At 57.3% G+C, this 15,623-nt stretch carries 19 protein-coding genes and 1 tRNA gene; 7 read left to right on the forward strand and 13 right to left on the reverse strand.

All coding sequences use genetic code 11. The annotated features are described in order from the left end of the window. The first annotated feature begins 5 nt into the window (after positions 1–5). The 5 genes from PYTT_RS08585 to PYTT_RS08605 all read left to right on the forward strand — a co-directional run bounded on the left by PYTT_RS08585 (position 6) and on the right by PYTT_RS08605 (position 4,381). The gene (locus tag PYTT_RS08585) at positions 6–1,187 is read left to right on the forward strand and encodes an aminotransferase class I/II-fold pyridoxal phosphate-dependent enzyme (RefSeq protein ID WP_067777719.1); all 1,182 of its coding nucleotides are present in this window, start codon (positions 6–8) and stop codon (positions 1,185–1,187) included. Positions 1,188–1,232: 45 nt separating this feature from the next. Beyond that, positions 1,233–2,012, forward strand: coding sequence for a CPBP family glutamic-type intramembrane protease (locus PYTT_RS08590; protein WP_067777720.1), 780 nt, complete (start codon positions 1,233–1,235; stop codon positions 2,010–2,012). A gap of 72 nt (positions 2,013–2,084) precedes the next feature. Continuing rightward, the gene (locus PYTT_RS08595) at positions 2,085–2,726 is read left to right on the forward strand and encodes an HAD family hydrolase (RefSeq protein WP_067777721.1); all 642 of its coding nucleotides are present in this window, start codon (positions 2,085–2,087) and stop codon (positions 2,724–2,726) included. 7 nt (positions 2,727–2,733) lie between these two features. Then, entirely contained in the window at positions 2,734–3,426 is a 693-nt protein-coding gene (locus PYTT_RS08600; protein WP_067777722.1) for a YggS family pyridoxal phosphate-dependent enzyme, read from the forward strand. After that, on the forward strand, positions 3,416–4,381 hold the full coding sequence (locus PYTT_RS08605; protein ID WP_083077077.1) for an ankyrin repeat domain-containing protein: 966 nt from the start codon (positions 3,416–3,418) through the stop codon (positions 4,379–4,381). Before PYTT_RS08600 ends, PYTT_RS08605 begins: the two co-directional genes overlap by 11 nt. Positions 4,382–4,419: 38 nt before the next feature. Here PYTT_RS08605 and PYTT_RS08610 read toward each other — a convergent pair whose 3' ends face one another. The 5 genes from PYTT_RS08610 to PYTT_RS08630 all read right to left on the reverse strand — a co-directional run bounded on the left by PYTT_RS08610 (position 4,420) and on the right by PYTT_RS08630 (position 8,291). Then, positions 4,420–5,004, reverse strand: coding sequence for a hypothetical protein (locus PYTT_RS08610; protein ID WP_067777724.1), 585 nt, complete (start codon positions 5,002–5,004; stop codon positions 4,420–4,422). A 22-nt stretch (positions 5,005–5,026) separates the two neighbouring features. Beyond that, on the reverse strand, positions 5,027–5,626 hold the full coding sequence (locus PYTT_RS08615; protein ID WP_067777725.1) for a hypothetical protein: 600 nt from the start codon (positions 5,624–5,626) through the stop codon (positions 5,027–5,029). A gap of 13 nt (positions 5,627–5,639) precedes the next feature. Further along, positions 5,640–6,233, reverse strand: coding sequence for a hypothetical protein (locus PYTT_RS08620; protein WP_067777726.1), 594 nt, complete (start codon positions 6,231–6,233; stop codon positions 5,640–5,642). A 100-nt stretch (positions 6,234–6,333) separates the two neighbouring features. Further along, positions 6,334–7,308, reverse strand: coding sequence for a hypothetical protein (locus tag PYTT_RS08625; protein ID WP_141675909.1), 975 nt, complete (start codon positions 7,306–7,308; stop codon positions 6,334–6,336). Positions 7,309–7,658: 350 nt separating this feature from the next. Beyond that, complete coding sequence (locus tag PYTT_RS08630; RefSeq protein WP_067777728.1) at positions 7,659–8,291, reverse strand: hypothetical protein; 633 nt, start codon at positions 8,289–8,291, stop codon at positions 7,659–7,661. Between the two features lie 53 nt (positions 8,292–8,344). Between PYTT_RS08630 and PYTT_RS08635 the strand changes: the two genes are divergently transcribed. Further along, a complete protein-coding gene (locus PYTT_RS08635) occupies positions 8,345–8,989 on the forward strand; it encodes a hypothetical protein (protein WP_071133410.1) in 645 nt (214 codons plus the stop codon). Between the two features lie 61 nt (positions 8,990–9,050). Here PYTT_RS08635 and PYTT_RS08640 read toward each other — a convergent pair whose 3' ends face one another. From PYTT_RS08640 to PYTT_RS08655, 4 genes are all read right to left on the reverse strand, one after another. Beyond that, positions 9,051–9,920 carry a hypothetical protein gene (locus PYTT_RS08640; RefSeq protein WP_067777730.1) on the reverse strand — a complete coding sequence of 290 codons (870 nt, stop codon included), beginning with the start codon at positions 9,918–9,920 and terminating at the stop codon, positions 9,051–9,053. Positions 9,921–10,394: 474 nt separating this feature from the next. Next, a tRNA-Glu gene (locus tag PYTT_RS08645) sits at positions 10,395–10,470 on the reverse strand. A 196-nt stretch (positions 10,471–10,666) separates the two neighbouring features. Then, on the reverse strand, positions 10,667–11,548 hold the full coding sequence (locus PYTT_RS08650) for a prephenate dehydrogenase (RefSeq protein WP_067777732.1): 882 nt from the start codon (positions 11,546–11,548) through the stop codon (positions 10,667–10,669). Positions 11,549–11,636: 88 nt separating this feature from the next. Further along, a complete protein-coding gene (locus tag PYTT_RS08655) occupies positions 11,637–12,188 on the reverse strand; it encodes a hypothetical protein (protein ID WP_067777733.1) in 552 nt (183 codons plus the stop codon). A 122-nt stretch (positions 12,189–12,310) separates the two neighbouring features. On the opposite strand from PYTT_RS08655, the gene ispG reads away from it, so the two are divergent. Then, complete coding sequence (gene ispG / locus PYTT_RS08660) at positions 12,311–14,074, forward strand: (E)-4-hydroxy-3-methylbut-2-enyl-diphosphate synthase (protein ID WP_067777943.1); 1,764 nt, start codon at positions 12,311–12,313, stop codon at positions 14,072–14,074. Positions 14,075–14,121: 47 nt separating this feature from the next. On the opposite strand, the gene PYTT_RS08665 is transcribed toward ispG, so the two are convergent. From PYTT_RS08665 to PYTT_RS08680, 4 genes are all read right to left on the reverse strand, one after another. After that, positions 14,122–14,349 (reverse strand): hypothetical protein, encoded by a 228-nt coding sequence (locus PYTT_RS08665; protein ID WP_067777734.1) that lies wholly within the window; start codon positions 14,347–14,349, stop codon positions 14,122–14,124. A 76-nt stretch (positions 14,350–14,425) separates the two neighbouring features. Then, positions 14,426–14,689 carry a 30S ribosomal protein S20 gene (gene rpsT, locus PYTT_RS08670; protein WP_067777735.1) on the reverse strand — a complete coding sequence of 88 codons (264 nt, stop codon included), beginning with the start codon at positions 14,687–14,689 and terminating at the stop codon, positions 14,426–14,428. Between the two features lie 111 nt (positions 14,690–14,800). After that, positions 14,801–15,262, reverse strand: a complete 462-nt coding sequence (locus PYTT_RS08675; protein WP_172801797.1) for a DciA family protein — start codon at positions 15,260–15,262, stop codon at positions 14,801–14,803. 77 nt (positions 15,263–15,339) lie between these two features. Then, positions 15,340–15,576: a ferredoxin gene (locus PYTT_RS08680; RefSeq protein WP_067777945.1), complete on the reverse strand. Its 237-nt coding sequence runs from the start codon at positions 15,574–15,576 to the stop codon at positions 15,340–15,342. Positions 15,577–15,623: the final 47 nt, after the last annotated feature.

Below are 15,623 nucleotides of genomic sequence, written 5' to 3' on the forward strand. Positions count from 1 at the left end.
TTCTTATGGACTGGTCCACAACAATCGCCACACAAGTGGCTCAAATTCCTCGCTCGGGCATCCGCGCGTTCTTCGATCTAGTGACGGGGCGCAGCGACATTATTTCCCTGGGAGTCGGCGAACCGGATTTCGTGACTCCGTGGAATATCCGCGAGGCCGCCATTTATTCGCTGGAGAGGGGGCATACGACGTATACGTCGAATTACGGCCTTGAATCCCTGCGCCGCAAGATTGTGACGTATGTGGAGAATTTCTTCGGCGTTTCCTATAATCCTCTGAATGAGGTGCTGGTGACGGTGGGCGTGAGCGAGGCTATCGATTTGGCCTTGCGTGCGCTGCTGAATCCCGGCGACGAGGTGCTATATCACGAGCCGTGCTATGTGTCGTATGCTCCCAGCGTGAGTATGGCATACGGCGTGGCGGTGCCGATAGCGACGAAGAAGAGCGATCTTTTCGCTCTCGATCCGGCGGCTCTCGAAGCGGCGATTACGCCCCGTACGAAGGTGCTGATGCTGAATTTCCCGACGAATCCGACGGGGGCGGTGGCTCCGGTGGAGACTCTGGAAGCGATTGCCCGCCTGTGCATCAAGCATGATCTGGTGGTGCTTTCTGACGAGATTTACAGCGAACTCCGCTACGATGATGTGCGCCATACGTCGATTGCCTCCCTGCCGGGGATGCGCGAGCGTACGCTATTGCTGCACGGTTTTTCGAAGGCTTTTGCGATGACGGGGTTCCGCCTCGGTTATGCCTGCGGGCCGGAACCGCTGGTTTCCGCGATGATGAAGGTGCACCAGTATTCGATGCTGTGCGCTCCGATTACATCGCAGGAGGCGGCGATCGAGGCTCTGGAGAACGGTACCCCTGCGATGCTGGAGATGCGCGAGAGCTACCGCATGCGGCGCAATTATCTGGTGAAGCGGCTGAACGATATGGGGCTGGATTGCCATTTGCCGGGCGGTGCGTTTTACGTGTTCCCGGATGTGTCGCGCTTCAGCCTGTCGAGCAAGGAGTTCGCGGAACGCCTGCTGATGGAGGCGAAGGTGGCTGCCGTGCCGGGCGATGCGTTCGGCGCGAGTGGCGAAGGGTTCCTGCGCTGCTGCTACGCGACGGCTTTCGAGCTGATTCGCGAGGCGTGCGATGCGATGGAGCGCTTTGTGGATAAGCTTCAGAAGGAAGCCCGTTGATGTGTTTTCAGGGGCGGCGGTTGTTCTGCCGCCCCCGTTTTTCCCATGCCCGCAGTGAAGAGCAGTACGGACGACGATGCGCTGATGAAGGCGTATGTCGGCCCTTTTGCCGTGTTTCTCGGGTTTACGCTGTTGCTGCAGTTTCTTGAGCCTGCGCTGGGGTGGGATCATCCTTCGGCGGCATGGTGGCAGAGGGATTTGAAGCAGTGGGTGTACCCGCTGCAGGCGGTGTCTGCCGGGTTCCTTGTCTGGCACTGGCGCAAGCGCGTGCAATGGGCGTGGAGCTGGAAGTGGTCTCTGATCGGTGCAGTGGCCGGTGCCTTGGGCATTGCCTGCTGGCTGGCTCCTACGCTGCTGGCGGATCGTCTGCCAGTGGAGGAGTGGTTCGGCCGCGATTCGTGGCAGGCTACGGCTCTCGGGCTGGATGCGCGGACCGAGGGGTTCGATCCCGGTTTGGTGTTCGAGCGGGGCGGTGCTGCCTGGTGGATGGCGTATGTGATGCGTTTTTTCCGGGCGGTGGTTGTGGTGGCTTTTGTGGAAGAGCTTTTCTGGCGCGGTTTTCTGATGCGGCTGATGGTGAATTTCGATCGTCCGTGGACGGTGCCGTTCGGCAAGCATTCATGGCGGGCTTACTGGGTGACGACTCTGCTGTTCATGAGCGTGCATTTGCCCGTGGATTATCTGGGGGCGTTCGTGTACGGTTCGCTGACGTATGTGCTGGCGGTGGTGTCCCGAAGCCTCGGCGCGACGGTGGCGATGCATGCCGTGGCGAATTTGCTGATGGGGGTGGCGGCGCTGGCCTGGAATAAGCCGGGGTTGTGGTGAGGCGGCCGGCGTGTTGGCTGCAAGTAGGGCAAATGTCTTGACCTGGCCGCGGGTTGCAGGCAAAGTAGGCGCATGGTTCGCGGCGTTATTTTCGATCTGGACGGGACATTGGCCGATACGCTTCCTCTGTGCGTGGAATCGTTCCGCCGTGTGGTGGAGTTTTGTTCGGGCAGGAAGTTGGCCGATGAGGAGATTACGAGGCATTTCGGCCCCAGCGACCGCGGTGTGCTGGCGCGCCTGTTGCCCGGCGAGGATGTGGAGAGGCTGGAGAATCTTTTCATGGAGAATTATACGTTTTTGCATCTGGATATGGCTCCGGAGCCGTTTCCGGGAGTGCCGGAGCTGCTCGAAGCCCTGAAGAGGAAGAAGTTTCGGTTGGCGATGGTGACGGGCAAGGATGACGATTCCGCCGGGGTGACGCTGGATGTGTATAATCTGGAGGATGTGTTCGAGTATGTGGAGACGGGGTCTCCCGAGCGCGTGGTGAAGGGCGAGTGTATTGGGCGCGTGCTGGATGCGTGGGGGATGAGCCCCGATGAGGCGGTGTATGTGGGGGATGCCGTGTCCGATATCAAGGCTTGTCGCGAGGTGCGGGTGAAGGTGATTGCCGCCGCATGGGCTCCCTCCGCCGATGTGGAGGCTTTGCGCCGCGCGGAACCCGATTTCCTGCTGACGGATATGTCCGAACTGCTTCCCCTGATTTCAGAAATTTGACCAAGCCATGTATATTCAGGTTCAACTTAAAGATGTGCTGGAGCGTATCCGCGCTGCGGAAGAGCGGTGCGGGCGGCCGGCAGGCTCGGTGCGCCTCGTAGCGGTGAGCAAGACGTTCCCGGCGGAGGATGTCGCCCGTGCCGTGGAGGCGGGACAAACCGTTTTCGGCGAGAACAGGCTGCAGGAGGCGATGGAGAAGATGCCGCTGCTGCCCAAGGGGCTGGAGTGGCATCTGATCGGGCCGCTGCAACGCAATAAGGTGCGCAAGGCTTTGCAACAGGGATTTGCGCTGCTGCATGCGGTGGATTCCCTGCGGCTGGCCGAGGCGATCTCCCGAGTGGCGGGGGAGCTGGGTGTTGCCGCTCCTATCCTGCTGGAGGTGAATGTGGATGGGGAAGAAAGCAAGCACGGTTTCTCGGTGGAGGAGCTGCGGAACGAGTGGGACGGGATTGCCCGCCTGCCGCATCTCGATATACGCGGCCTGATGGCGATTCCCGCTCCGGCGGAATCTGCCGAAGGTGTGCGCCCGGCGTTCGCCTGCCTGCGGCATGTGCGTGATGAGCTGGCGGCCCGCGGGCCTTTGCCTTTGCCGGAATTGTCGATGGGGATGAGCCATGATTTCGAGGTGGCGGTGGAAGAAGGTGCGACGATGGTTCGCGTAGGTTCGTTGATTTTCGGAAAGAGGGATTATGCCAGGTAATGTTCGATGGTTGATGGCGGGGCTGGCGGCTGTTTCATTGTCGGTCTCGTGTTCGCAGATTCAGGCCAAGTGGCAGCAGCACGGGCCGAGGACTCCTCTGCATCGGGATGCCTTGTCCCCATTGTCGGAGGATGAGATGGATATGCTGCGGCAGCCGAAGGCTTCCGATTGCCAGGGGTACCTTTCCCGGTGCAGCGTGGAGGCGCAGGCCAATGTGCGGCAACGCCTTCGTGAGGGCTACCGCGTGGATGCGCGGGATTATTTCGGCCGTACGCCGTTGTTCCGCGTGGTATCTGCTCCGGTGGCCGAATTGCTGATTGCCCAGGGTGCGGATGTGAATGCCCGCGATCTGGCGGGGAGGACTCCCCTGTTCGGTGCGACGGATGCCGCTGTGGCCCGAACTCTGATAGCCCGGGGAGCCGATGTGCAGACGACGGACAAGCTGGGCGTGACCCCTCTGCATACGGCGTATGATACGGAGGTGGCCCGGGTTTTGATCGGAAACGGGATTCCTGCCGATGTGCGCGACGATGAGGGCTGGACGCCTCTTTTCTGGCAGGCTTATCCGGAGACAGCAGAGCTGCTGATTGCCTGCGGTGCGGATGTGAATGCCCGTGACAAGAAGGGGAATACACCTCTTCATGAGGTGTGGAAGGCCGATGTGGGCCGCGTGCTGCTGGCTCGTGGGGCTGCTCCTTCCGTCCGGAATGACGAAGGCCGCACGCCTCTGCATCATGCGGCGATGTATTTTATGGGCTATCCTTTGCTCGTGGAGCAGGGAGTGAAGTTTTCGGAGTTGTTGCTGGCGGCTGGAGCGGATGTGAATGCCCGCGATAACAAGGGGAATACGCCGCTGCATCTGGCGACGGCTCCGGAGATCGCCCAGGTGCTGATCCGGCACGGTGCGGATGTGAACGCCCGGAACGGAGAAGGGAAGTTGCCGAAGTTCAGGTGAGGGGTGCTTTGTGCTTCCGGCGGGCGCGCTGTCGGAAGCTACTGGTCGTGCATGGCGTCGCTTTGCATTTGCCGTTCAAAGAGTTTCCATGAGCGTTCGTCCAGAATGAATTTCGGGGATGTTCTCGACGATTGCATGGCCTGCAAGATTTCCTCTGCATGGTGTTGCCGCAGATCGGCGAAGTCTGTATGGATGCTTTCCTGCGCTTTGGAGAAGCAGAGAGGATCCCATAAGACGTTGATGCTGTTTTTCAGTTTGCCGTGAACATCGCCGATGACGTGGTAGAGATGGGGTTCTCCAATGAGGTCGCGTTTGACATTGAATTGGTTGTCCATCGGGCTATCCATCGGTTTGACGAAGAAGATGCGAGCTCCTTCGGGGATGTTGCCTTTTTCGGCGCAGACGACGAAGGCATGATAGACTTGCAGGGCTTTTCTCGAGTCTGCTGCTCCGGATTGGATGATGGAGCGTTTGTAGACGACGACGGTGATGAGGTGGTCGTGTTCGCGAATGGCGCGCAGGATTTCGTTTTGCCATGCCGTGATGGGGGGCGCCGTGGCAGCCGGAGCAGCAAGCGGAGGCACGGAAAGGGAGAGGAGGATGCCGACAGGTATGGTGTTCATGGCGGGGCGGGAGGTGGTGATGTCAGAAGGTGAAGGTCGTGCGATCTGTGCCGTTTGTTGCCGCCTGTTCGATTCGTGTTTCGAAGTCTTTCCAGAAGGTTTCATTCATGGGGAACGGTTGGCTTGCGGGAGATTGCAGAGCCTTTTCCCATTCAATCGTACGGTGTTGGAGGAGGCCGATGAATGCGGTGTGGAGGTGCTGCTGCATCGGGGTGATGACAGTGGGTTCCCAAAATATTTTGACGCCGTTTTTCAGTTCTTTCGATAGATGGCCGATGAGGTAGTGCAGCTGCGGTTTGCCGGCAAAGATCGCATGCGTGTATATGGCTCCTTCGGGAGGGTGTGCCATCGGTCGCGCCCAGATGATGGCCTGGCCTTCGGGGATGCCGCCTTTGACCGAATGCACAACGAAGGCATGAAAGATTTCCTGAGCCCGCTTCGGGTCTGATGTTTCGGGGATGATTTCTCTTTTGTAGATGCCGACGGCGATGACGTGGCCGCTTTCCCGGACGAGTTGCAGGATGAGTTCCTGTTCCTGCGTGGTGTTTTGTTCGGCTGCTGGGGCGGTCGAATATATGATGCCGGCCAGAACGGGGAAGAGGCAAGGAGTTAGGCGGTTCATGGCTGGAGCAGTTTCAAAAGGATGTCGAGTCGTGTTCGGGGTCGTTCGCGGCAGCGGTTTCGATTTGTTGTTCGAATGTTTTCCATTCGTTTTCTGACATGAGTGCCGATGGCTCGGGGTGTGGTGCTTTCAGTGCCTGTTTCCATTTTTCACGGTGCTTCGCGCCGAGTGAGATGAAGCTGGTGTAGAAGTCTCCTTGGAGGGGGGTGATTCTGACCGGTTCCCAGATGACTTTGACTCCGCCTTTCAGTTCACCGCATACGCTGCCGATGATGTGGTAGGGGAACGGTTTTCCGGGAAAGATCGTATGGGTGTAGACGGCGCCGTTCATCAGGACTTCCAAGGGGCGTACCCAGATGATGCGGGCTCCTTCGGGGGTGCTTCCTTTCATGGTGCGGGTAACGATGGCGTGCGAGACTTCTATGGCATCGTTGTTGTGTTTGGGGTCGGGGATGATTTCTCTTTTGTAGACGATAGCGGTGAGTACGTGGCTGTTTTGCCGGATAAATCTCAAATGTTGTTCCTGGTCTTCTGTGAGCTGGCGGGGCGATTCAGGCTCGGCCGCACAGATAAAAGCCACGATGGGTAAGAGGATAGATGGAGTCATTATATACATATTATAACATGAACATAGCAATGAAGGCAATCGAGTTAGATTTGTTATATATAAAATTACTGACGAGTGTATACTCGCCAGTAGTTAATTTTTAATTTATGGTAGATTGAGTGTCTGGATCGTCCATTGTTGTACGGCTCAGAAGCCAGAGATTGTCTCTGAAGCCGCCTCCGTAGTCTGCTCTGCCATCGATGGAAAGACCTGTATGTCCGGCATCGGCGTAAACGATGACATCACCATTTCTGGGCGTATACCCGACTCCTTCGCCGTATTTGGCATAATCGGGAGGTCCCAGTTTGCTGATGAGAAAATCTCTCATCGGTGCAGCGCCCACAAGGACGTATTGTTTGTTGTTGCCGTTGGCATCCTGTCCAAGGAGGGTATTATCGGGGTCTTTGAGAGACCAGTTGTCGGCAATTCCTTTGAAATCGAACCCGTAGTTACTGAGTGCGATACTCATTCTCAATGCACATGATTCTCCTCCTCCTGTATCTTTTTTCAGAGCTTCGCTGGTCATATCCCAAATAGCCTCGGGACCGAGTTTGTAGCTGACTGGGTCGTAGCATCCGGCAAGTCGCCATGCATCGGCCGATGTCAGTCGATTCGGAGGAATGACCATATCGTAGAGGTAATCCACTCGGGTGCCGTTCAGTTCCAGTTTGAACTGGGTGGCGTTGGGATAGTCCCGGTCGGGGATGCTGTTTTCGTGATGCATTTCTATGTAGTAGAAGCCGGCATCCAGTACTATTGGGGCTGTCTGGGTAGAGATGGAGGAATGTTTGCCGGTGATTTCCAATATCGTTTCGACTTCGATGACGCCGAGAGTGGGAGGAAGCGCCATTTTGACGTATCCGCTGTCATCAACCGTCATTTTCAGAATATAGGTTCCAGAAACCGGTACACGGAGATATCCCTTCCAGTCGGTTAAAACCGGTTCAGAGATTTCGGCGAGTTGCCAATCAATATAGGCAACCTGTGGTTGCCTGTTAATCGTGAAACGCCGATTATATTCGGAATCCAATGGCTGATAGTATTGGCTTTGTTTTTTGTTGTTATGAGTTGTCATGATGTTTTTGGTTTAATTATTTTATCCATTTTTTCGCTATGATGAATAGCGGTCGGATTTTATATTTATAGTGATTTGTGAATAATGGTCAACAGATATGGAAGGATGGTGATAGCTGCCTGTCATGGTGCGCGCATGCAGTGTTCCATGCCTGTATTGGTTTTGCTTGTGAATGTTCCTTGCGGAGAAATCGCAATGAAGAGAATGCCGGCAAGAATCCATGTCGATTCCAACCGAGTTGTTCGGGGGTGACGCGTTTCCCAATGACGCAGCCAGAAGGAAACCAGAGTGGTGTTCGTTTGCTCCGGGGGTGGCAGATGGCCTTCAGATGGCGGTGCTGCCTGTTTCCGTTAATGGGGCATGGTGTTTTCCGTGCTGTGGAGCCGTTTTTGTTCTTTTTCGAGCATTGCCTGAGGCTCCTGAAGATCGGTCAGTCCCATCACATGGTTGTCGACTGCCTTTTGTACAAATGCCAGCCATGCGGACGATTGTTCGACGATGCGTTTTTGATGCTGCATGACGGTCTCTTTGGGTTCTCCTGACGCGATTGCCAAGTCTCTCCGGAAAAGGAGCAGGTTCAATTTGAGTTTGATAACGTTTTCTTCTTCTGTCTGACCAGCGGAAGCGAGCCGTTCCAGAGTGTCGATGCGTGTGTTGAAATTATCGATGATTTCTGCTGCAAGTTCTTTTTGTTTTTCGGATAATGTCTGTGGGGCCGTTTTGTGGCGGGAGAGTTCGAAGCGGGCCATGAGCCAGTTTCCCACGATAGTGAAATATTCATACCGTGAAATGTATCCTTGTTGCCACAGACGCTCCTGCCGGTTGATCTGCCGAGCCAAAGCCTGTTCACGGGCGGATAGTTCCTGTGCAGTCCGGATGGGGGTGAAGAGTGGGGTGTAATCTTTCAGGATTACGGTTTCGTCTATCTCATTACTGTATGCGGTGTGCTGGAATGGAAGGAGGAAAGTGCAGGTGTCATACATTGTTAGATTGATTTTGTTTACAACGAAAAAATAACATAATAACCTATTGGTCTATGATATTTATTACCCCCCTATTCTATGTTTCCACTCTTGTTTGCACAACGGAAATGCCTGTTGACGTGCAAGGTGATGATCGTGTCCTTACCGTGAAGGTGGAAGGATGTGTGCAATTGATGTCGCCGGGTGAGGATCAATCTTCACTGGAGAAGCAAATCGCCAAAGCCAAGGCCGAAGTCGAAGCTCAAATCAAGCGTTTGGAAGGCGGTGTCGGATCCTATTACGAGTATTATTCGGCTGTCGGTAATCTTTTATGCCTGCAGTTTGCCTTGAACCGTGTGGAGGATCCCAAGCCGAAGTTGACTCAGCGGCAGAAGCTGCTGGCGGAGGATATCAAGGACAATTTTCAGAAGAGGCTTCATTTCCTTGCAAATGCTCATTTAGCAGGCATGGTCAATGGTGCGGAGTTGATCAAGTTGAGGATTAATGCCCTGTTGTTCGAGCGAGAGATGCTTCAGCTGTCCGTTTCGGCTCCCGGAGCCATTGTTTCCGTGCAGGAGAAGGTGGTGAAGGAAGCTCAGGCCCTGCTGGATGTGCGGCGTTCGCAAGCAGGAATAGCGACCAGTGAGGAAGTAGCGGCCGCAGAAGTGTTGCTTGCCCGTGAGAAGGCTCTTCTGGGTGAGCTGCGGAGTCGCTTGTAACGGGGGGAGGTGGAGAGGGAGCTATCTCCGTGTACCGAAGATAGCGCCTTGTTCGGATTATTTATTTGTCGCAATAAAGGGTTGCCCAGCCGGGAGTCAGGACAGAGCTGTCAAAGGTCTGTTCGATTCCTTGTTCGGTGTAGTCGGGGGCCATGGGGTCCCACGATTGGATTGTCCAGGACAAGGCGACTTTTTGTGCACATGTTTGCGTCGCTTCGTCGTAGATGGGTTCTCCCATAAGGTGTGCATTGACGGCTTTGACGACGATTTTGTGCACTTTGCCGTCGCTGTTGACCATGACTTTTTCCGTAGGGGTGAAAGAGACGATTTCCGGTTCGCTGAATGTGCGTTGTTCCAGGGGTGCACCCGAACAGGTCGATTTGAGGTTGATGGTGAATTCAAGTTCGAATTTGGAGTCGGGTTGCCTGTATTTGCCTTTGAAAGAGGTTGTGACTGCATGCGAATCATGGTCGGGGAGTGTGGTGGCGGAGAGGGTGAATCTGCATTTGGAGACGTTGTAACGGGGATCGTATTCTGCCGGGTAGGTGGTGTTCTGGTGGGTGACGGTGATGTCGAACTGCCCCGCCTGAAGCATGGTGTGGTCCATTTTGCTCCATTCGGTGTGTCCTCCGCGTGGGCCTGCCGGTTCTACGTCGGGAGTCAGTCTGATTTCGAGTTGTTTGGTTCCGGTTGCCTTGTCGGTGACGGTGAGGGTGCCCCAGTCGTCGACGTTCAGGAATGCGAGGATGACGGCCCGCTGGCCTTCGGGGACAAGGAAGGGGATGGTGACGGTGTCCATGCTGTCCGCCGCGCTGGTGCCTTTGATGGTGTCTTCCTTGAAGAAGTTGCCTTCAAGGGAGGTGTACCATGTGTAGTTTTGTTCGTTGTATGCCGGCGTCGAGCTGATCGCCGGTTTGTTGTTGTTGCTCATATTAAGATTTTGTTAATTTAAAGTTCGGTTTTGCGTTCTTCTCGCCGGTTTGTGTTCGTTGGCGAGGAACGGACTGATCTTAATATGTTAGAATGTGTGCTGCAACGGATCTCAAATGATGGGGTTTCGTGCCCGTGCGGGCATGTGTGTGTGTCGCCATGTGCCGTTTGTTGGTTGCCAGGCGTTTCTCCGGTCGACCGCGAGATGATGTATGATATTAATTAACGTGCGTGTTTTTCCGGTAAGGGAGACGGTGGCGCAAGGTTGGCGGGGGTATGTGGCCTATGTAGTGGCGCGAGTGCCAGAGGGTAGCAAGGTCGGCGTCGCGTTGCGGGATTTTGCGCCACTGCTGGAGCTACGCACCTGTGAGCGTTATTTGGGGGTGATCCGAATGTCTGCCCGGCAAGAATGATAGGCGGGTATATACCAAAAATCCCCGAAAGATGTGATCTTCCGGGGATTCTCTGTTGAAATTGGCATCTGGTACGGGACTCGAACCCGTGTTGCCCGCGTGAAAGGCGGGAGTCCTAGACCGCTAGACGAACCAGACGTTTCAGGTTTCGCTTCGTTGGCCCTTGCGGGCTACTGGCGCGGGCGGAGTGTAACAGGTTTGATGCGGGATGGCAAGATTAAAATAGTATTTTTTGTGCTTTTTTTACGGATGTTTTTTTGTTCGCACCAAAAGTTCTGGCTATGAATGCTTTGGATGTGTGCCTGCGAAGCGGCGTGATCGTGCGGGGCTCGGTTTATTGGCCGCCGATGATGGTTTCGCGGTTGTCGCGCGCTTGTTCTAGCCAGGTATGGAGGGTTTCCTTGTCCTGTATTTCAAGGAGGCGGATGAGTTCCGTGAGGTCGTCGAGGCAGGTGTGGAGGATTTCGCGGATGGCGCAGTCGTTTTCCCACAGGATATCGGTCCACATGGAGGGGGAACCGGAGCATACGCGGGTGGTGTCGCGGAAGCCTGTGGCGGCGAGGCTCTGAAGGTCGTGCATGCGGACGTCTCCCCGGGTGGCGGAGTAGGCGCAGAGGGCGGCGAGGACGTGGGGCATGTGCGAGATGCGTGCGACGGTGCGGTCATGGTGTTTGGATTCCATGAGGTAGCAGCGGCCGCCGAGGAGTTCCCAGAATTGCCGGAGGCGGTCGACGGTGTGTTCGGGTGCGGCGTGGTCGTTGGTGAGGACGATGCTTGCACCGCGGAAGAGTTCGGGGTAGGCGGCTTCGAGCCCCTGTTTTTCGGAGCCTGCCATGGGATGGGAGCCGATGAAGGTGTGGCCTTGTTCGTGCAACCAGGCTCCGGTGGTGCGGTGGACGTAGTTTTTGACGGAGCCGACATCCGTGACGATGGCGCCGGGCGCCAGGGACGGCGCGATTTGTTCGGCAAGGTCGCGGAATGCTCCGATGGGTGTGGCGAGGACGACGAGGTCCGCACCGCGGACTGCTTCTGTCGGGTCGGTGCAAGCGGCATCTGCGATGCCCATGTCGAGAGCTTGCTGCAGGGTGGCTTCGCGCCGCGCCCAGAGGCGGATGGCCGCTGCGGGCATGGCGGCGCGTACGGCCATGGCCAGAGAGCCTCCAAGGAGGCCTGGGCCGAGGATGGTTATGGTGCCGAAGGGCAGGGGTTCACTCATGTCGTTGCTTCACTCCACATGGCCGTTTCATGCGGCGGGTGCAAGTGCGGAATGCACTCCGGCGCCGGATGATGGGCGTTTTCCGCCGTTACGGCACGATGAAGATGCCTTTGCCTCCGGGGGAGTACGGGTCGTAGAGTTTTTTGCCGCTGGGCTGGCGTTGCCCGGTTTTTTTGTCTACGATGCGGATGGTTTTGTTTCTGTCCGAGGGGCTGTATACTTCAAGCGGATTGCCCGGTACCGGGACGGCGACGGGGTGCTGGCTCGGTGTGACGACCGGCTGGGTGGAGGTGATGGACGAGCCGGGGGCAGGCTGCGTGACGCCAGGAGTCGTGGAGATGACGGGCTTGGGCGGGTCGGGGATGACGGAGATGGTGGGAGTCGTCGTCGGGGTCGGTGTGACGCCGGGTGCGGCGGTGGCGACGGTGCCCGGCTGCTGCTGGCCCGGGAAGCCGGTCGGCTGGTTCCACTGGTCGAGAGGGTTCGGCGTAGCAGTGGTCGGCGTGGGGACGACGGGTTGCTGGTGCTGGGTACGGACTCCGTACGGACGGTCATTGACCCGTGCCGGGATCTGGGTGCAGGATGCGAGAATCAGGCCGCTGGCGGCCAACGCGATTCCATAGATGTGGGTGGGTTTCATGATGTGAACGTGTTTGTAACCGAGGTGACGATAAGGGATGGGGCGTTGTCAAGTCAAGGCTTTATTGTGTGTGTCCGATTCGGCGCTTGTCTTTTTGAGTCGGTGTATGTAGGATGGCGGCCATGATTACGGCTCAATCTCCCGGTTGGTTTCATTATGTGAGGCGCGTTTCGCGCGAGGTGATGGTGGGCGATGTGGGGATCGGCGGCGGGAATCCGATTCGGGTGCAGTCGATGCTGACGTCTGATACCAGAGATACGGCGGCTTGTGTGCGCGAGGCTCTGGCTTTGGCGGATGCGGGGTGCGAGCTGATTCGCCTGACGGCCCAGACGAGGGCGTATGCCGCCAATTTGGAGAATGTGGCACGCGAGCTGCGCGCTGCCGGGTGCCGGGTGCCGCTGGTGGCGGATATTCATTTCAAGCCGGATGCGGCGATGGAGGCGGCGAAGTGGGTGGAGAAGATTCGGATCAATCCCGGCAATTTCGTGGATAAGAAGAAGTTCGCGGAGCGTGATTATACGGATGCCGAGTATGAGGAGGAGCTGGAGAGGCTGCGCGAGGAGTTTTCTCCTCTGGTGCGGTTCTGCAAGGAGCATGGCCGTGCGATGCGGCTGGGGGCGAATCACGGGTCTCTTTCCGACCGTATTCTGAATCGCTACGGCGATACGCCGGAGGGGATGGTGGAGAGTGCGCTGGAGTTCGCCCGCGTAGCGCATGATCTGGGTTACCATCAGTTGGTGTTTTCGATGAAGGCTTCCAATGTGAAGGTGATGATTGCAGCATACCGCCTGTTGGCGGAGCGGCTGGCTGCGGAGGGCGAGGGGTGGAATTATCCTCTGCATCTGGGGGTGACGGAGGCGGGCGAGGGCGAGGATGGCCGGATCAAGAGCGCGATGGGTATCGGTTCTCTGCTGATGGACGGTTTGGGCGATACGCTGCGCGTGTCGCTGACGGAGGATGCGGTGTGCGAGGTGCCGGTGGCGTATGCGCTGGCTGCTCCTTTCCAGCCGGGGGTGAAGGCGGATGAGGTTCCTGCTGTGGAGCCCGAGCCGCCGCTGCCGTTCGATCCGCTGCATTTCCACAAGAGGATGGCGGGGCTGGGGATGGCATACGGGGTGAGGTACGGCTGGAACGAGCCTGTGCGCGTGGTGCTGCCCGATGAGGCGTTTGCTGTTTTGGAGCCTCGTCGTGCGGCGTTGAAGGATTTTGCTCCTGAGCTTTCTTTGTCGCGGTTGGAGCCGGTGGAGGTTGATCCTCGGTCGCCGGAGTCGGTGGCCGCGCTGGATTCCCTGCTGGAGCCGACGATGGTGACGGTGGCGGATGGCGTGGATATGGATGTGCCGGCAGCTTTCCGCCTGCTGGCCGCCGTGGTGGACGGGCGGCATCCGATTTTGCTGAAGGATACGCTGAAGCCTGATGCGCCGTGCGATGAGGATCCGGCCTTGCTGGCTTCCCGCCATATCGGCTCTCTGCTGTGCGACGGTATCGGAGATGCGGTGCTGGTGCGTTCGGAGAGGGATCCGGAGCGTGCGGCGAAGCTGGCTTTCAATATTCTTCAGGCGGCAGGCGTGCGGATCAGCAAGGCGGAGTATGTTTCCTGCCCGTCATGCGGCCGTACGCTGTACAATATTCAGGCGGCGACGGCTCGCATCCGCGCGGCGACGGATCACCTGAAGGGGGTGAAGATTGCGGTGATGGGGTGTATCGTGAACGGTCCGGGCGAGATGGCGGATGCCGATTTCGGCTATGTGGGCGGTGCGCCGGATAAGATCAATCTGTATGTGGGGCATACGCCCGTGGAGTTCAATATTCCGCAGGAGGAGGCGGTGGATCGCCTGGTGGCTCTGATCAAGGCGCATGGCCGCTGGATCCAGCGGGAGGAGTGATTGAGGCTGCGGGCCGGGGTGCCCGGCGGGTTTGAGGGGCGCCTTTTCTATTCGTCGAGCTTGAGGTCGAGGTGGGTGACGGAGCGCTGCGGCCTTGAGGCGAGGATGAGTGCCTGTTCGACGACGGCGTCCGAGTCTTCCTTGAAGCGGTAGGCGTTGCAGTTGGGGCAGATGTGGGTGAGCTTGTCCACGATGGAACCGCAGACGAGGCATACCTTGTAGGATGCCGGGTCATTGATGACGGTGTTTGCGATTTCCTTGCGATCTTGAGGCATGGGACGAGGATACAAAAACGAAGCGTCTCCTGCAAGGAGGCGCTTCGTCAGCAAAAGTGAAATCCGAAAGGGATGTTCAGGCAAGTTTGGCGATTGCCTTGGCAGCCTTGCTCTTGTAGTTGGCGGCGCGGTTGGCGGGTACTTTCCCGGTCTTGGCGGCCTTGTCGATAGCGGAAGAGAAGGTGTTGTAGGCGGAAGCGGCAGCGGCGGCGTCGCCGGCGGCAATGGCTTCCACGATCTTCTTGCGAAGAGTGCGTACGCGGGAGTTGGCTGCGCGGTTGCGAGCGGTGCGCGTGGCGGTCTGGCGGATACGTTTCAGTGCGGATTTGGTGTGTGCCATATGTCTAGATGTAAAGGTGTCTTTCGCTTTTGCGTGCGGGGAAGCATAGTTGATTGTTCTGAAATGTCAAGCTTATGTTTGCAAAAAAGTGTAAAAACAGGCGGATGCCTGTTATCCGTGCAGGATGCGGATGCCGGTGATGCTTTCTCCTCCGAATTCGGCGCAGAGTTTGGCGATGAGGGTGTTTTTCTGCCGGGTGAGTTCGTAGCGTATGGCGGGCTGGGAGGTGCGTATGGTGGCCGTGCCTTTGACGATGGAGAGTAGTTCGGCCTGTGAGGAGATGAAGGCTCCGGCTGCGCGTTCCCAGCCTGCGCGCAGTACTTCGGGGCTGAGGGTGTCGTCTTCCTGGGGGAGGGTGGAGGTGATTTCGCTGAGGATTGAGTCCATGGAGCGCATGTTGGCCCTGAGGGAGAGGATGGGCTGTGCGCCGAAGAAGTCGATCATGGCCTGTTCCCGGTCGCGCTCGGTTTTCGACGAGTAGCGTACGGCGCGGTCGTCGCGGTCGATGAAGAATCTTTTCCTTCCCGGTTCGGGGAAGGAGGAGGGTGAGGGGGGCTGTTTGCGTGCGGCCATGGGATGCATGAACAAAATGCCCCGGGTTCCGTTGTCCGGCCCGGGGGCATGAATTGCAGGCAATGGCGGTTGGCGGCTTATTCGTCGCCGTCGTCGCCGATTGCTTCCACCGGGCAGCCTTCGAGGGCTTCCATGCAGGCTTCTACGCCTTCTTCGGAGTCGGGCTGCTTGCAGACGTAGGAGACGCCTTCGTCTTCGTCGCGGCAGAAATAGTCCGGTGCGGTTTCACGGCAAAGGTCGCAATCGATGCAGGAGCTGTCGACATAGAATTTGCCGGATACATTCATTGGAGTTTTATCGTCTTTGTCAGCCATGTGTATGTGTGGGGTTTTTGCCCGCCCATAGGTTTTCACGATTTTCC

The sequence above is a fragment of the Neoakkermansia glycaniphila genome (assembly GCF_900097105.1).
Classification (GTDB): domain Bacteria; phylum Verrucomicrobiota; class Verrucomicrobiia; order Verrucomicrobiales; family Akkermansiaceae; genus Akkermansia; species Akkermansia glycaniphila.

Coding starts and splice junctions, on each gene's coding strand:
- PYTT_RS08585 (WP_067777719.1), top strand. CDS start 6: ATGGACTGGTCCACAACAATCGCCACACAAGTGGCTCAAATTCCTCGC.
- PYTT_RS08590 (WP_067777720.1), top strand. CDS start 1,233: ATGCCCGCAGTGAAGAGCAGTACGGACGACGATGCGCTGATGAAGGCG.
- PYTT_RS08595 (WP_067777721.1), top strand. CDS start 2,085: ATGGTTCGCGGCGTTATTTTCGATCTGGACGGGACATTGGCCGATACG.
- PYTT_RS08600 (WP_067777722.1), top strand. CDS start 2,734: ATGTATATTCAGGTTCAACTTAAAGATGTGCTGGAGCGTATCCGCGCT.
- PYTT_RS08605 (WP_083077077.1), top strand. CDS start 3,416: ATGCCAGGTAATGTTCGATGGTTGATGGCGGGGCTGGCGGCTGTTTCA.
- PYTT_RS08610 (WP_067777724.1), bottom strand. CDS start 5,004: ATGAACACCATACCTGTCGGCATCCTCCTCTCCCTTTCCGTGCCTCCG.
- PYTT_RS08615 (WP_067777725.1), bottom strand. CDS start 5,626: ATGAACCGCCTAACTCCTTGCCTCTTCCCCGTTCTGGCCGGCATCATA.
- PYTT_RS08620 (WP_067777726.1), bottom strand. CDS start 6,233: ATGACTCCATCTATCCTCTTACCCATCGTGGCTTTTATCTGTGCGGCC.
- PYTT_RS08625 (WP_141675909.1), bottom strand. CDS start 7,308: ATGACAACTCATAACAACAAAAAACAAAGCCAATACTATCAGCCATTG.
- PYTT_RS08630 (WP_067777728.1), bottom strand. CDS start 8,291: ATGTATGACACCTGCACTTTCCTCCTTCCATTCCAGCACACCGCATAC.
- PYTT_RS08635 (WP_071133410.1), top strand. CDS start 8,345: ATGATATTTATTACCCCCCTATTCTATGTTTCCACTCTTGTTTGCACA.
- PYTT_RS08640 (WP_067777730.1), bottom strand. CDS start 9,920: ATGAGCAACAACAACAAACCGGCGATCAGCTCGACGCCGGCATACAAC.
- PYTT_RS08650 (WP_067777732.1), bottom strand. CDS start 11,548: ATGAGTGAACCCCTGCCCTTCGGCACCATAACCATCCTCGGCCCAGGC.
- PYTT_RS08655 (WP_067777733.1), bottom strand. CDS start 12,188: ATGAAACCCACCCACATCTATGGAATCGCGTTGGCCGCCAGCGGCCTG.
- ispG (WP_067777943.1), top strand. CDS start 12,311: ATGATTACGGCTCAATCTCCCGGTTGGTTTCATTATGTGAGGCGCGTT.
- PYTT_RS08665 (WP_067777734.1), bottom strand. CDS start 14,349: ATGCCTCAAGATCGCAAGGAAATCGCAAACACCGTCATCAATGACCCG.
- rpsT (WP_067777735.1), bottom strand. CDS start 14,689: ATGGCACACACCAAATCCGCACTGAAACGTATCCGCCAGACCGCCACG.
- PYTT_RS08675 (WP_172801797.1), bottom strand. CDS start 15,262: ATGGCCGCACGCAAACAGCCCCCCTCACCCTCCTCCTTCCCCGAACCG.
- PYTT_RS08680 (WP_067777945.1), bottom strand. CDS start 15,576: ATGGCTGACAAAGACGATAAAACTCCAATGAATGTATCCGGCAAATTC.